Source organism: Luteibacter sp., from assembly GCF_009912395.1.
Classification (GTDB): Bacteria; Pseudomonadota; Gammaproteobacteria; order Xanthomonadales; family Rhodanobacteraceae; genus Luteibacter.
In genome coordinates this window covers 22,688-38,083 of record NZ_WNDO01000012.1, presented here as the reverse complement: position 1 = coordinate 38,083, position 15,396 = coordinate 22,688, and the positions used below count along the sequence as shown (strand labels likewise).

The 15,396-nt window shown below is 66.2% G+C and carries 11 protein-coding genes; 1 reads left to right on the top strand and 10 read right to left on the bottom strand.

What is annotated here, in order from left to right; translation table 11 throughout:
* Nucleotides 1–3: 3 nt before the first annotated feature.
* From smc to GAK28_RS12320, 9 genes are all read right to left on the bottom strand, one after another.
* Nucleotides 4–3,504, bottom strand: a complete 3,501-nt coding sequence (gene smc, locus GAK28_RS12360) for a chromosome segregation protein SMC (protein WP_291779306.1) — start codon at nt 3,502–3,504, stop codon at nt 4–6.
* A 180-nt stretch (nt 3,505–3,684) separates the two neighbouring features.
* Entirely contained in the window at nt 3,685–3,942 is a 258-nt protein-coding gene (locus GAK28_RS12355; protein ID WP_291779513.1) for a BolA family protein, read from the bottom strand.
* Between the two features lie 2 nt (nt 3,943–3,944).
* Nucleotides 3,945–4,244 carry a YciI family protein gene (locus tag GAK28_RS12350; protein ID WP_291779303.1) on the bottom strand — a complete coding sequence of 100 codons (300 nt, stop codon included), beginning with the start codon at nt 4,242–4,244 and terminating at the stop codon, nt 3,945–3,947.
* 55 nt (nt 4,245–4,299) lie between these two features.
* Entirely contained in the window at nt 4,300–4,845 is a 546-nt protein-coding gene (locus GAK28_RS12345; RefSeq protein WP_291779300.1) for a hypothetical protein, read from the bottom strand.
* Between the two features lie 179 nt (nt 4,846–5,024).
* The gene (gene lysS, locus GAK28_RS12340) at nt 5,025–6,557 is read right to left on the bottom strand and encodes a lysine--tRNA ligase (protein WP_291779297.1); all 1,533 of its coding nucleotides are present in this window, start codon (nt 6,555–6,557) and stop codon (nt 5,025–5,027) included.
* 56 nt (nt 6,558–6,613) lie between these two features.
* Nucleotides 6,614–7,739, bottom strand: a protein-coding gene (prfB, locus tag GAK28_RS12335; RefSeq protein ID WP_291779294.1) for a peptide chain release factor 2 whose coding sequence is annotated in 2 segments (ribosomal slippage) — nt 6,614–7,663 and nt 7,665–7,739 — 1,125 coding nt in all. Because the reading frame shifts where the segments join, the coding sequence is not laid out codon by codon here.
* A gap of 179 nt (nt 7,740–7,918) precedes the next feature.
* On the bottom strand, nt 7,919–9,589 hold the full coding sequence (asnB, locus tag GAK28_RS12330) for an asparagine synthase B (protein ID WP_291779291.1): 1,671 nt from the start codon (nt 9,587–9,589) through the stop codon (nt 7,919–7,921).
* A gap of 222 nt (nt 9,590–9,811) precedes the next feature.
* Nucleotides 9,812–11,446, bottom strand: a complete 1,635-nt coding sequence (locus tag GAK28_RS12325) for a serine hydrolase (protein WP_291779288.1) — start codon at nt 11,444–11,446, stop codon at nt 9,812–9,814.
* Between the two features lie 66 nt (nt 11,447–11,512).
* Complete coding sequence (locus tag GAK28_RS12320) at nt 11,513–12,415, bottom strand: DMT family transporter (RefSeq protein ID WP_291779285.1); 903 nt, start codon at nt 12,413–12,415, stop codon at nt 11,513–11,515.
* A 96-nt stretch (nt 12,416–12,511) separates the two neighbouring features.
* Here GAK28_RS12320 and GAK28_RS12315 point away from each other — a divergent pair, with 96 nt between their 5' ends.
* Nucleotides 12,512–13,393: a LysR substrate-binding domain-containing protein gene (locus tag GAK28_RS12315; RefSeq protein ID WP_291779282.1), complete on the top strand. Its 882-nt coding sequence runs from the start codon at nt 12,512–12,514 to the stop codon at nt 13,391–13,393.
* Between the two features lie 168 nt (nt 13,394–13,561).
* Here GAK28_RS12315 and GAK28_RS12310 read toward each other — a convergent pair whose 3' ends face one another.
* Nucleotides 13,562–15,394, bottom strand: coding sequence for an ABC transporter ATP-binding protein (locus GAK28_RS12310; RefSeq protein WP_291779279.1), 1,833 nt, complete (start codon nt 15,392–15,394; stop codon nt 13,562–13,564).
* Between the last annotated feature and the right edge of the window lie 2 nt (nt 15,395–15,396).

Genomic DNA, 15,396 nt, shown 5'->3' with positions numbered 1-15,396 from the left:
TGCTCAGGCGACGCCGGCCAGCTTCGAGGCTTCGGCCAGATCCACCTGGACGAGGCGCGAAACGCCCGGCTCGCGCATGGTAACGCCGCAGAGCTGGTGGGCGGCTTCCATCGTGGCCTTGTTATGGCTCACGAAGATGAACTGCACCTTTTCGCTCATCTCACGCACCATCGCGGAGAAGCGGCCGACATTGGCCTCGTCCAGCGGCGCGTCCACCTCGTCGAGGAGGCAGAACGGCGCCGGGTTGAGGCCGAAGATGGCGAACACCAGCGATACCGCCGTCAGCGCCTTTTCGCCGCCGGACAGCAGGTTGATGTTGGACACGCGCTTGCCGGGCGGCCGGGCCATGATCGCGACGCCGGTGTCCAGCAGGTCTTCGCCGGTCAGTTCCAGGTAGGCGTGGCCGCCACCAAACAGTCGGGGGAAGAGTTCCTGCACGCCCGCATTGACGCGGTCGAAGGTTTCCTTGAAGCGCTGGCGGGTCTCGCGGTCGATTTTCTTGATCGCGCCTTCCAGCGTCTCCAGCGCCGACCCCAGGTCGGCGAGCTGCGAGTCGAGGTATTCCTTGCGCTGCGACTGTTCGGCGTGCTCCTGGATCGCGGCCAGGTTCACCGGCTCCAGGCGGGCGATCTTCTGGGCCAGGTCCACCAGTTGCTGCTGCCAGCGGTCCGGTGCGGCATCCTCAGGCAGCTCGGCCAGGAGACCTTCCAGTTCGAGACCGGAGGCGGTGATCGCTTGGGCGAGCTGTTCGGCGCGAAGCTGCAGGGCCTGGGCGGCAAGGCGCTTTTCCGAGACGTTCTCGCGCACCTTGTTCATCACCTGCTCGATGCGCTGTCGCTCTTGGTCGAGGCGACGGAACTCCGCGTCGCAGTCTTCCAGGGCACGACGGGCGTCCACGAGCTGGCGGTCGACCAGCAGGCGCTGATCGAGGTAGGTCTGGCGTTCGGATTCCAGCTCCACGATGGGATCGGAGCCGGCGGCGAGCTGTTCGTCGATCTCGTCGCGACGGGCCACGACCTGGCGAAGCTGGGTATCCAGGCGAGCCAGGGCCTGTTCGAGCGAGGTCAGCGCGGCACGCTTGGATTCCATGCTCAGGGCCAGCTGGTGCGACTGGTCGGCAGCCTCGCGGGCGTTGATGCGGGCTTCCTCGCGGGCTTCGAGCAATTCGCGGCGCTCATTCTCCAGCGTGCGACGCTCGTCTTCGCGATCGCCCATGTGGCCCACGGCCTCGTCGAGCCGTGCGCGGGCCTCGCGGGTCTGGCCTTCGAGTTCATCCAGCTGTTCGACAAGGGTGGATATCTCGCCGCCGATCTTCTCGGCGCGGGCACGGGCCGTTTCCATCTTGCCGCGCTGGCTCTGCAACTGGCCGGCGAGTTCGGACAGGCGACGGTGCGCGGCATAAAGATCGCGCTGCGCGTCATCGCGCTGGCGCTCGGTCTCGAACTTGCTGGTACGCAGGTCTTCGAGCTGGCCGGTGCGTTCCTCGATGGTCGTTTCGAGGGTTTCAATCTGTTCGGCGAGCTGGCGGATGTCACGCTCGCGAGCGAGCACACCGACCTGGTTGCCATGCGCCCGCAGCACACGGGCCCAGCCCGGACCCATCCAGGCACCGTCGCGGGTGATCACGGACTGGGGGGCGGACAACGAACCGACGCGCGCGGCGGCGTCCTCCACCGTGTCGACGACGAAGACGTTGGCCAGCAGGCCAAGCGCGGCCAGCGGACCACGAACATGGCCAGCCAGCGTGTCGGCGGCACCGGGGCCACCCTGCGCGGAGGCGAACAGGGCCACGTCGGCCTCGCCAAGGGCAGCGAATTCAGGGGTGAGCGCCTCGGGAGCATCCACGATCACGCCGTCCAGCAGGCCGGCGAGCACGGTTTCCACGGCCGACTCGTAACCGGCGTCGACCTGCAACGATTCACCCAGGCGGCGAGCGCTATCGAGCCCCAGACGCTTCAGCCAGCCGGTGGAGGCGGATTCTTCCTGCCCCAGCGCGGCGGTCTGCAGGGCCTCGAGCGACGCCTGGCGGCCGCGTGCGGTCTGCAACTGCTGGCGCGCATCGTTGAGCGCGGACTGGACCTGGCGTTCCTCGTCCTGCACGCGCTCATGGGCGACCTTGTGCTGGTCGAGCACGGTGCCAAGCTGTTCGACGCGTTCGCGCTGGGTGTCGTGCTCGGTATCGAGCTGTTCGGCAGCGGCATCGAGCGCAGCCACGTCGGTGGCGCGCTGCTCGGTCTCCAGCGCCTCGCGGCGACGCGCCAGATCGACCGACTGGCGATCGAGGTAGGCGAGCTTGGTGCGCTCCACTTCCGCTGCGCGGGTGGATTCGGAGGCGCCGCGAGTGTGGGTATCCCAGCGCTGCTGCCAATCGGCGAGGCGTGATTCGGTGGCGCGCTGCGCCTCGCCGGTGTCGTCCTGGATCTGCTGCAGGGATTCCAGCTTGGGCTCGCCCTCGGCCAGCGCCATGCGCAAGGTCTCCACCTGCTCACGATCGGTGCCGATATGGCCCTGCAATTCCTCGTGTTCGCGCTCGGCATCGGTGCGGGCGCGGGTGAGGCGCTCGGCGAGGTCGCGGTTATGACGCACCTGCTGCTCGACGCGGGCGATCTCGGCGCCGACCTTGTAGACCTCGGCCTGGACCTGGTTCAGGTGCTCGCTGGCGCCCTGGTGGCGCTCGCGGACGCTCTCTAGCTGGGCTTCGACCTGGCGCTGGGACGCGGTGTGCTTCTCGATCTCCAGCTCCGCCTCGCGCAGGCCGGAGCCTTCGCCCTGGCGCTGGCGGTCGAGGGTGCGGTATTCGAGGGCGCGCAGCTCCGCCTCGCGGCGGGTCTGTTCTTCCTTGAAGCCTTTCCAGCGCTCGGCGGCGCGGGCCTGGCGATTGAGGTGATCGAGCTGCTTGTCCACCTCGTCGCGTACATCGCGCACGCGGTCGAGGTTTTCACGGGTGGACTTGATGCGGCTCTCGGTCTCCTTGCGGCGCTCCTTGTACTTGGAGATGCCGGCCGCCTCTTCCAGATGGGTACGGAGTTCTTCCGGGGCCGCCTCGATGATCTGGCTGATCATGCCCTGCTCGATGATCGAGTAGGAACGCGGGCCCAGGCCCGTGCCCAGGAACAGGTCGGTGATGTCGCGACGACGGCAACGCGCGCCATTGAGGAAATACGAGGACTGGCCGTCGCGGCTGACCACGCGCTTGACCGAGATTTCCGCGAAGCTCGCGTACTCGCCCTGGATGGTGCCGTCGCCGTTGTCGAAGATGAGCTCGACCGCCGCCTGGCCCACGGGCTTGCGCGCGCTGGAGCCGGAGAAGATCACGTCGGTGAGCGAATCGCCACGCAGGCGGCTGGCCGCCGACTCGCCCATGACCCAGCGGATGGCGTCGATAATGTTCGACTTGCCGCAGCCGTTCGGGCCCACGACACCGGTCATGTTGGTGGGCAGGTGGAGCGTGGTGGGGTCGACGAAGGACTTGAATCCCGCCAGCTTGATGGTGGTCAGACGCATGTTTGGTTCCGTTGGGACGCGGCCGTGGGCTCCGGTCGGGAGCCACCCCCTGGCAGATCGGTCACTTTGCCAAAGGGGTCACCCGGATGCAATACGCGAAACAACGCGAAAAAGGAATTATAACCTATTGATTGTAGGAGCGCGCTTACGCGCGGTCGCGCGCAAGCGCGCTCCTACAGGTTACTCGCCCGGGGTTTTGGCTTCGATCGAGAGGGCGTGGATGCCGTCCGGCATCATGTCACCGAGGGCCTGGTAGACCATCCGGTGGCGCTGGATCGGGTTCTTGCCGGCGAACGCCGGGCTGACAATCCGGGCGAAGAAGTGGCCCTTGCCCTCGCCCGCGTGACCGGCGTGCTTGTGGCCTTCGTCGATCACATCCAGCTCGACCGGGGCCAGCGCCTCCATCAGAAGGCGACGGATGCGCTCGACCTTCTCCACCGTCACGGCAAGGTCACCCGGAACGGGCGGACCACCACTTCCTTATAGACGCCGGCCTCGATGTACGGATCGGCGTCGGCCCAGGCCTTGGCGGCCGCCAGGTCGGCGAACTCGGCGATGATCATGCTGCCGTCGAAACCGGCCTCGCCCGGATCTTCCGAGTCGATGGCCGGGAACGGACCGGCCAGCTTGAGGCGCCCCTCCTCCAGCAAGGCCTTCAGGCGCGCCACATGCGCCGGGCGCGCCGCGAGGCGCTTCTCCAGCGAGTTCGGATGATCGAGGGCGACGATAACGTAGAACATGGGGAGGCGATCCCTTAGCGGAAAGGACGATTGTAGCGACGCGAAAGGTTCATCGTCAGTCGACAGGCCAAAGTGTGTACGTGTCGCAGGATTTGCCGCTTGCCGCTTTGTGCGCAATCCCGGAAAGCGACCACTTGTTCAGAACCTCGCAGCGATTCCCCTTGAGCCCGGCAATCAGGCGGCTCACCAATTGGTCGGCACCGAGCCGACCGGCGCTGACGGGAACCAGGGTCGAACGCCCAAGTACCTTTTCCGTAGCCACCTCAGTCACTTCGAATTCCATCGAGGTGCTGACATACGAGCCCCCTGTAGTCGTCGTACGACTCGATCGAGGCGGCGTCAGCACGACCCGGTAGAGGCTGTGGTGACTGGCTTCCGCATCCCTGTCGGGCTCGATCTCGGGGAACCTGCGCACCAGTCCTACGCCGGGATCCGAGAAGGCGTAAGACACCACATCGATGTCCGGGACCATTCGTGCGGCTCTCCTGGCACTGTCCAGCATGGCTGCGCAGGTGGCTTCACCTGGCGCACGATCCATCGCCCCCATGAAACCCAGCACACCGCCCTCAGGGGGAGGACATGTGGCCACGTAGATGGTCACGGGGAGCAAGGATGCGTCCAGGGGCACCGAGGACGGCTTGACGGCCGGCCCGCACGCGGCCAAGAGCACGGACAGGAGTGCGACCGAGGCCGCAGGGCAAAGACGCATGAGAGTCCTTTCAGGCAGAACAAAGCACCACGGCGCCCATCGTGGCGCCTCGTAGACGGGAAATCCCTGGATCAGGCCTCGGGGCGCATGGTCGGGAACAGCAGCACGTCGCGGATGGACGACGAGCCGGTCAGCAGCATCACCAGGCGGTCGATACCGACACCCAGGCCGCCCGTAGGCGGCAGGCCGACCTCGAGCGCGCGGATGTAGTCGGCGTCGTAGTGCATGGCCTCGTCGTCACCGGCGTCCTTGGCGTCCACCTGGGCCTGGAAGCGCGCGGCCTGGTCTTCCGAGTCGTTGAGCTCGGAGAAGCCGTTGGCGATTTCCTTGCCGTTGATGAACAGCTCGAAGCGGTCAGTGATGCCCTTGTCGGTGTCGCTCTCGCGAGCCAGCGGCGAGACCTCGACCGGGTGGTCGGTGATGAAGGTCGGCTGCACCAAGGTATGCTCGACCGTCGCCTCGAAGATCTCCAGCAGCAGCTTGCCCCAGCCGTACGACGGCTTGACCTGAATGCCGAGACGCTTCGCATGGGCCGCCATGGCTTCGCGGTCGCGCAGTTCGCCCGGCTTGATCTCGGGATTCAGCTCCAGCACGGCGTCTTCCATGCGCCAGCGGCGGAAGGCCGGACCGACGTCGATGGTGGCGCCGTCCCACTCGATCACCGTGTTGCCGATGACCTCGGCCGCCGCCGAGCGGATCAGGCCCTCGGTGAGGTCCATGATCTCGTGGTACGTGGCGTAGGCCTGGTACAGCTCGAGCATCGTGAACTCGGGGTTGTGTCGCGTGGACACGCCCTCGTTGCGGAAATTGCGGTTGATCTCGTAGACGCGGTCGAAGCCGCCCACCGTAAGACGCTTGAGGTACAACTCCGGCGCCACGCGCAGGAACAGCGGGATGTCGAGCGCGTTATGGTGCGTGACGAACGGGCGCGCCGTGGCGCCACCCGGGATCACGTGCATCATGGGGGTTTCCACCTCCATGAAGCGGCGCGGTTCGGCCTCGAGCCAGCGACGCACATGACTGACGATCTTCGAGCGCTGCACGAAGGTGCGGCGGGCTTCCTCGGTGACGATGAGGTCGACGTAGCGCTGGCGGTAGCGCTGCTCCACGTCGGCCATGCCATGGTGCTTGTCCGGAAGGCCGCGCAGCGACTTGGTCAGCAGGCGAATCGACTCGACCTTGATCGACAGCTCGCCGGTCTTGGTGCGCATGATCGTGCCGGTGGCGCCGACGATGTCGCCCAGGTCCCAGCGCTTGAAGGCGTTGTAAGCATCCTCGCCCAGGGTGCCCTGGTGGATGAAGAGCTGGATGCGGCCGGTGCCGTCCTGCATCTGCACGAAGCTGACCTTACCCTGCCCGCGCATCAGGATGATGCGGCCGGCCACGGCCACCTGGCGCGGCGCGGCCTCGATGGCTTCGGCGCTCCAGGTGTCCTTGTCCTCGTAAGCGGCCTGCAGGTCGCCCGCGAAGCTATCCACCTTGAAGTCGTTCGGGTAAGCGATGCCCTGCGCCCGCAGCGCTTTCAGTTTCTCGCGGCGCTCGGCGATGAGACGGTTTTCGTCGGCGGCGGTCGCGGGAGTGTCGGCGTGGGTGTTTTCGGTCATGGCTCGGATGGCTGCTTCGGTAAGGAAACCGGGGCGCTCGGGCGCCCCGGGGTGGTTCACGCGTCGACGCGCTTGGAGCCGGCTTCAAGGCCGGCCTTGAGGCTGGCTTCGACGAATTCGTCGAGGTCGCCGTCGAGCACCTTCTGGGTGTCGGAACGCTCGATGCCGGTGCGCAGATCCTTGATGCGCGACTGGTCGAGCACGTAGTTACGGATCTGGCTGCCCCAGCCGATGTCCGACTTGGTGGCTTCCAGCGCATCCTTCTCGGCGTTGCGCTTTTGCACTTCCAGTTCGTACAGCTTGGCTTTCAGCATCTTCATCGCGCGATCGCGGTTGGCATGCTGGCTGCGCTCGGTCTGGCAGGCCACCACCGTATTGGTGGGAACGTGCGTGATACGCACCGCCGACTCGGTCTTGTTCACGTGCTGGCCGCCCGCGCCCGACGAACGGTACACGTCGGTCCTGAGGTCGGCCGGGTTGATGTCGATCTCGATGTCGTCGTCGACTTCGGGCGACACGAACACCGAGGTGAAACTGGTGTGGCGACGGTTGTCGGAGTCGAACGGGCTCTTGCGGACCAGGCGGTGCACGCCGATCTCGGTCTTGAGCCAGCCATAGGCGTAGTCGCCTTCCACGCGGAAGGTGGCGGACTTGATGCCCGCGACTTCGCCGCCGGAGACTTCCATCAACTCGGCCTTCCAGCCGCGCGATTCGGCCCAGCGCAGGTACATGCGCAGTAGCATTTCGGCCCAGTCCTGCGCCTCGGTGCCGCCGGCGCCGGCCTGGATGTCGACGAACGCCGCGGCGCTGTTGAGCTGGCCGGAGAACATGCGCTGGAATTCAAGCTTGCTAACCCGGGCGTCGACCTTGTTCACGTCGCCGACGATCGACTCCACGGTGGCCTCGTCGCCATCGGCGGCGGCCATCTCGAGCAGTTCTTTCGCATCGTCGAGGGCTGCGGTCATCTCTTCGATGCCGGTGACGATGGTGTCGAGCTGGGCGCGTTCGCGGCCCAGGTCCTGCGCGCGCTTCGGGTCATCCCAGACGGTGGGGCTCTCGAGCTCGCGATTGACTTCCTCTAGCCGTTCTTTCTTGACGGCGTAGTCAAAGATACCCCCTAAGCGACTCGACGCGGCCCTTGAGGTCCGCGATCTGCGCGAGGATCGGATTGGTCTCGATCATGGTTGGCTTGCCTGATGGTGCGGCGCGGGACGCGCCGACGAAAGCGTCCGATTCTAGCAAAGGGCCGCCGCCTCCGGGGATTTCTCGTGCCGCCACCGTTCCTTGTAGGAGCGCGCTTGCGCGCGATGGGGCTAGCGGCAACCTCCATCGCGCGCAAGCGCGCTCCTACAAAAGGGACGTCAGGCCTCGAGGGCCTCCTTGTGAATGCCCCGTACCGCCCGGCCCGACGGATCGGCGGCCGAGGCGAAGGCCGGGTCCCAGGCCAGGGCCGCTGGGCTGGAACAGGCGATGGACTTGCCGCCGGGCACCGTGTTGGCGCTGGCCTCGCCCGGGAAGTGCCTCTCGAAGATCGTCCGATAGAAGAAGGCCTCCTTGGTGGCCGGAGTGTTCACCGGGAAGCGGGCCGCCGCGGCGGCGAATTCGCGATCGGAGACCATCGACTCGGCATGCGCCTTGAGTCCGTCGATCCAGCCGTAGCCCACGCCGTCGCTGAATTGCTCCTTCTGGCGCCAGAGGATCGAGTCTGGCAGCGCGCCCTCGAAGGCTTCGCGAAGGATGCCCTTCTCGATGCCCTTGCGGGCCACCATCTTGGCCTCCGCGTCGAACGACATGGCGACATCCAGGAACTCGGTGTCGAGGAAGGGCACCCGTGCCTCCACTCCCCAGGCGGACATGGACTTGTTCGCACGCAGACAGTCGTAGAAATGCAGTGCGTCGAGCTTGCGCACGGTTTCCTCGTGGAACTCACGGGCCGAGGGCGCCTTGTGGAAGTAGAGGTAGCCGCCGAAGACTTCGTCCGAACCTTCCCCCGACAGCACCATCTTCACGCCCATCGCCTTGATCCGGCGGGCCAGCAGGAACATCGGCGTGGAAGCGCGGATGGTGGTGACGTCGTAGGTTTCGATATGCCGGATGACCTCGGGCAGCGCGTCCAGGCCTTCCTCGAAGGTGTAGCGGAAGCCGTGATGCACGGTGCCGAGCGCTTCGGCGGCGACCTCGGCGGCCTTCAGGTCCGGGGAGCCTTCCAGGCCGATCGCGAAGGAATGCAGCCGCGGCCACCATGCCTCGCCGCGATCGCCGTCCTCGATGCGGTGACGGGCAAAACTCGCCGCGACGGCCGCCACCAGCGAGGAATCCAGGCCACCGGAGAGCAGGACACCATAGGGCACGTCGGTCATCATCTGGCGATGCACCGCGGCTTCGAAGGCGGCGCGAAGATCCTTCGGTGCCAGCTCATGGCCGGCCGTGGCGTCGTAGTCGCGCCACCCGGGGGTCCAGTAACGCACGGCCTCGCCGCGTTCGCTGTCGTAGCAATGGCCCGGCGGGAACGGCGCCACGTCGGCACATACGCCGATCAACGACTTCATCTCCGACGCGACGCAAAGGCGCCCTTCCCTGTCATGCCCCCAGTACAACGGGCAGACACCGACCGGATCGCGAGCGATGAGGAAGCGGCGACGCTTCGCATCCCACAGGGCGAACGCGAAAATGCCGTTCAGGCGACCCAGGAAATCCGCGCCATGCTCGCGATAGAGCGCGTTGATCACCTCGCAATCCGAGCCGGTGGTGAAGGCATAGTCGCTGGCCGCACGCAGTTCGCGGTGGTTGTAGATCTCGCCGTTCACCGCGAGAGCCAACTCACCATCCAGCGAGCGCAGGGGCTGTGCGCCGCTGGCCGGGTCGACGATGGCAAGGCGCTCGTGGACGAGGATCGCCCCGTCGTCGACGTACACGCCGCTCCAGTCCGGACCGCGATGCCGCTGCCGCTGCGATAGCTCCATGGCCTGCACGCGCAGGGCGACCAGGTCGTCGCCCGGCGCGAGGCCGAACATCCCGAATATCGAACACATGGCCTTTCTCTCCTTCGGTTAGGTGGATCAAAACGCGCAAAGAAAAAGGCCCGCCTGGTGAGGGCGGGCCTTTGGTGTTTTCGGTGGTTTCTGTTGCAACCGCCTACACGCCGACCCTCCCGATGTTCCGGGCATTATTGGTATTGGCGTTATTGGCGGCGATGCGAATCATGACCCGACTAGACCATGATTCGCATTGCGTTGCAACAGGGGGGTAGGCGCTTATTTGGCCGGGGTCACGGGGGCGAGGCGCAGGTCCTGGAAGTCGAAGCTGAAGTCGGTGAGCGGCGAGACCGGCTCCATGCGCACTTCGCGGATCTTGCCGTCCGGGTCCAGTGAGAAATTGACGAAGGCGTCGCCGTTGAGCGAGCGATCGTTCCAGTGGGCAATGAACGTATCGTGCTGCCACGGCTCCAGGGTGCCGGTGAGCTGGGCAGTCTTCGTGAAGCGCATCACGAGCTTGCCACCCTCCTTGTCCACCTTGACGTCGCCGTACCAGGGATCGCGATACGTGCCCACGTAGCCGTCGAGCGGCAGCGACGGCTTCGCGTTCTTCGCGCGGGCCGCTTCGTGCTTCTTCATGCTGTCGTCGGCGCCGGCCTCGGCCTTCTTCACGCCCGCGGCGTACGCGGCGATCCAGTTGGTCTTCGGTGCGTCCATATAGGCGTCGAGCGCGCGCATCGTCACCGCCTGGAACGCGGCACCGCTTTCCTGGTTGGTCAGCACGACCACGCCCAGGTGCAGGTCGGGGACCAGGGTCAGGCGCGACACCATGCCGGGCCAGCCGCCGGTGTGCCACACCAGCTTGTGACCGCGGTAATCGGAGACGAACCAGCCTTCGCCATAACCGGAGAAGTTGGGCTTGACCGCCTTCAGTTCCGGCACGCTCGGCTCCGAAATGCGGATCGGCGTGATCAGCGACCACATTTCCTTCTGGCGGGCCTCGGAGAACAGGCGCTGCGGCTTGCCACTGGCGTCCGTGTAGGCGCCGCCGGCCAGCTGCATGTTCATCCACTTGGAGAGGTCGTGGACGCTGGTGTAGATGCCACCCGCCGTCTGGTTGTTGGTCCAGGACATCGGCGCGACCGGCTTCAGGTCCTTGAAGTCGAACTTGGCGTGACCGGTGGCGACATCGTCCCCCGGACCGATCTGCGTGGGCGCGTCACTGCGCGACTCGGTCATGCCCAGCGGGGTGAAGATGCGCTGGTTCACGAAATCGTGCCACGACAGTCCCGACACCTTCTCGATCACAAGACCCGCCACGCCAAACAGGATGTTGTCGTAGGCGTACTCGGCACGAAAGCTGTTGGTCAGCGGAACGTTGCGCAATCGCTGCACCACCTCTTCCGTGGTGTAGCTGGTGGCGGGCCAATACAGCAGGTCACCGGCACCGAGGCTCAGGCCACTGCGATGGGCCAGCAGATCGCGGATGCGCATTTCGCGCGTGACGTAAGGGTCCGACATCTGGAACCACGGCAGGCGATCGACCACCCGGTCGTTCATGTCGAGCTTTTTCTCGTCAGCGAGGATCGCCAGCGAGGCGGCGGTGAAGGCCTTGGTGTTCGACGCGATGGCGAACTGCGTATGCGCGTCCACCTTCGCCGGCTCGCCGAGCTTGCGTACGCCGGAACCCATCTCGAGCACGATCTTGCCGTCCTTCACGATCGCCACCGCGATACCCGGCACGTCGAACTGCTTGCGCGTGGCATCGACGTAGGCGTCGAAATCGGCCAGCGCCTCCGGGCGCGCAGCGCTCGTCGCAGTGGCAGGGGCCGCTGCGGGGTCCTGCGCCTGCGCGGCAAGCGCGACGACGAAGCTGGTGACGCCGAAGGCGAGAAGGTGGCGAAGGCGCGTCATGTCGAACCCCTTGGAAACGGAAGCCCGAACTATTCCACGCCTCGCCCCTTCGGCGAAAGGGATCTGTCAGCCCTTGCTTTTCTGGCTGAAGATCACACTGCCCAGGATGATGGCACCCGCGATGGCCATGCTCGGGGACAGCGCCTCGCCGAGGAACAGCCAGCCCCAGCCCACGCCGAACAGCGGCACGAGGTAGGTCGCCGTCGCGGCGCGCGGTGCGCCGATGCGCTGGATCAGGCGGAAGTAGAAGGCATAGCCCAGGCCCGTGGAAAGCACGCCGAGCGCCACCACGCAGATCCACGACTTCGCCGGAATCGGCGTGTGCGGCCAGGTCAGCAGCGCCAGCGGCGCAACCAGGATCAGCGCGGCGAGCAGGCTGCCCGCGGCCACCGCCGTCGGCGGCAGGTCGGAGAGATAGCGCTTGATGAGGTTGGCGGCGATGCCGTAGCACAGCGAGGCCGCGACCGCCGCCAGGGCGGCGGGCGCGATGTTGTCGCCCGCGACGTGCCCGCTGACCAGGATCACCACGCCGACGAAGCCGGCTACCAGGGCGATGGCCTTGCGGGTGCCGATCTTCTCGCCGAAGAACATGAAGGCGATCAGGGCGGCGAACAGCACCGTGGTGCTGTTGGCGATGGCGCCGATACCCGCCGGCGCGCGCTCGGCACCCCAGGCGAACAGACTGAAGGGGATCGCGGCGCTGAGGGCACCCACGAGCAGCATCTTCCACACATGAGACAGGTGGATGCTGCGACGGGCCCGCCACAGCAAGGGCAGCAGGATCGCCGAGCCGAATAGCAGGCGGGTAGCGACCATGGGGAACGGGCCGAAATCATTGGCCGCCACGCGCATGAAGAGGAACGAACCGCCCCACGTGGCGCCCAGCGCGATCAGTTCGGCGGGCGTGCGCCAATCGCGCTCCTCCGCCTGGGGAAGGGAGTCGGCGGGAGAACCGGTAGCGGACGACATATGAACCTCATTTGTGGCTGAGGCTCATTGTCGCTGGAACATTGCGTCTCGCAAGCGCATTCTTTGCAAGCCAGCCCTTCAAATGATTCATGTCTCATGCGATCCGCCCTCCTGCCCGCCCTCGCCGCCTTCGCCTCCGCCGCCCGGCACCAGAACTTCGCCCATGCGGCCGAGGAACTGCACCTGACCGCCAGCGCGGTCAGCCATCACGTGCGCAAGCTCGAGGCCTCGCTGGGGGTGAGCCTGTTCCAGCGCCATGCCCGTGGCGTGGTGCTTACCCCGGAAGGCCGCCTGCTGGCCGATGCCGCCGGCTCGGCCCTGGCCGAGGTGGAGGCCGTGCTGGATGGTCTGCGCCAGCACCGACGCGATAACGGCGTGCGGATCAGCATCCTGCCGTCGCTCGGCGCGAGCTGGTTGATGCCCCGACTGCGCCGCTTCGTCGAGGCCCACCCCACCGTGCGCCTGTCCATCGACAACGATCGCTCGCTGGTGCGTTTCGACGAAGGCGGTCCGGACCTGGGCATCCGCTACGGGCTCGGCCAGTGGCCCGGCCTGACCTCTCGCTTCCTCATGGACGATTCCCTCCAGCCGCTGGCGTCGCCCGAGCTGGCGGCACGGGTCCGCACGCCCGAGGACGTCGGCACCCTGCCCCTGCTGACGGATATCGCCCCCGAAGGCTGGCGCGAATGGTTCCGCGCGGCGAACGTGCGCTATCCGCGCGGGGGCACCATGCACACCATCAGCGACTCGGCGGACGGCCTGAACGCCGCGGCCACAGGCCTCGGCGCCGTACTCGCACGCACCCGACTCGCCACCGCGCACCTCACCGATGGCCGACTGGTCCGCCTGCCCGGCCCGGAGCTACCGACGCGCTACGCCTATTACGTGGTCCACTCGGCCCACCGCCCGCCGACGGCCGCCGCGATGGCGTTCATCGCCTGGGTGGAGCGAGAGGCGCTGGAGCCAAGGGTCACGTGACCGAGCACTGTAGGAGCGCGCTTGCGCGCGAACCCTCAACCCTGCCACGGCGAATGATGCCTTGCGTTTTGTCGGGCGAGCGTTGAAGCCGGCCAACCCTATCGCAACGCTTCATTCGAAAACGATATCCCGAGGGTTCGCGCGCAAGCGCGCTCCTACAGTGCGGGGTCAATCGACGCCCACGAAGCCGCCTGTCTGATGCGCCCAGAGGCGCGCATAAAGACCGCCCTTCGCGATCAGTTCCGCATGCGTGCCGCTTTCGACGATGGCGCCCTTGTCCATCACCACCAGACGATCCATCCGCGCGATGGTGGACAGGCGGTGCGCGATGGCGATCACCGTCTTGCCCTGCATCAGGGTCTCCAGGCTTTCCTGGATCGCGGCCTCGGCCTCGGAATCCAGCGCCGAGGTCGCCTCGTCGAGGACGAGAATCGGCGCGTCCTTGAGCAACACGCGGGCAATGGCGATGCGCTGGCGCTGGCCGCCAGACAACTTCACGCCACGCTCGCCAGCGTGCGCGTCGAAGCCCGTACGCCCTTCCCCGTCGACCAGCCCGGGCACGAACTCATCCGCGCGCGCCCTGCGGACAGCGGAAAGCATGTCCTCCTCGCTCGCGTCAGGACGTCCATAGAGCAGATTGTCGCGAATGGACCGGTGCAGCAGCGAGGTGTCCTGGGTGACGACACCGATATGCGAGCGCAGCGATTCCTGGCTGACGCGGGCGATGTCCTGCCCATCGATATAGATATGCCCGCCTTCCAGGTCGTACAGACGCAGCATGACGTTGACCAGCGTCGACTTGCCCGCACCCGACGGACCCACCAGGCCGATCTTCTCACCCGGCCGCACGATGAGGTCGAGCCCACCGATGACGCCACCCGCCTTGCCATAATGGAAATGGATGTCGTCGAAGCGCACCTCGCCGTGCGGCACGCGTAGCGGCTGCGCATCCGGACGGTCGACCACGGTACGCTCGCGGGAAATGGTCGTGATGCCGTCCTGCACCGTGCCGACGTTATCGAAGATGCCGTTGACCACCCACATGATCCAGCCGGACATGTTGTTGATGCGGATCACCAGGCCCACCGCCAGCGCGACCTGTCCCGTGGACACCGTGCCACGCGACCAGAGCCACAGCGCCAGCAGGCTCGTACCAGCGATGAGGAAGCCATTGAGCGTGGTGATCGACAGGTCCATCGAGGTGATCATGCGGTTCTGCGTGCGCACCTTGCCGGTCAGCTCGGTCATCGCCTCGCGGGCATACGATTCCTCGCGATTGGTATGCGCGAACAGCTTCAGCGTCATGATGTTGCTGTAGCCGTCGACGATGCGCCCCATCACCTTCGAGCGCGCCTCCGAGGCGTGCCACGAACGATCCTTAACACGCGGCACGAAGTAGACGAGCATGCCCACGTATCCCACGATCCACACCACCAGCGGCGCGGCGAGCCATAGATCGGCCTTGGCCAACAGGTAGATCGAGGTGCCCGCGTAGACGGTGACGTACCAGAGCGCGTCCACCACCTGCACGGCGGATTCGCGCAGCGACGGCGCCGTCTGCATGATGCGATTGGCGATACGGCCGGCGAAATCGTTCTGGAAGAACGACAGGCTCTGCTTGAGCACGTAGCGGTGCTGCTGCCAGCGGATCATGTTGGTCATGCCGGGCGCTAGGGCCTGGTTCACCAGCAGGTTGTGCAGGCCGATGGACAGCGGACGCAGCACGACCACCACGAAACCCATCCAGAGCAGCGCTTTCCAGTGGGTCGGGAAAAAGGCGGACGGTGCGGTGTTCTGCGCCATGTCCACCACGCGACCCAGAAAGTCGAACAGCGCGACCTCGATCAACGCCACCGCAAGGCCGACAGCCAGCGCCCAGGCGAAGATCTTCCAGACCTGACGCAGGTAGTAAGCGTAAAAACGGACGACACTCGTCGGCGGGGTGGCGTCGGGCGCCTCCCGGAAAATGTCGATCAGGGATTCGAACCAGCGATAGATCATGC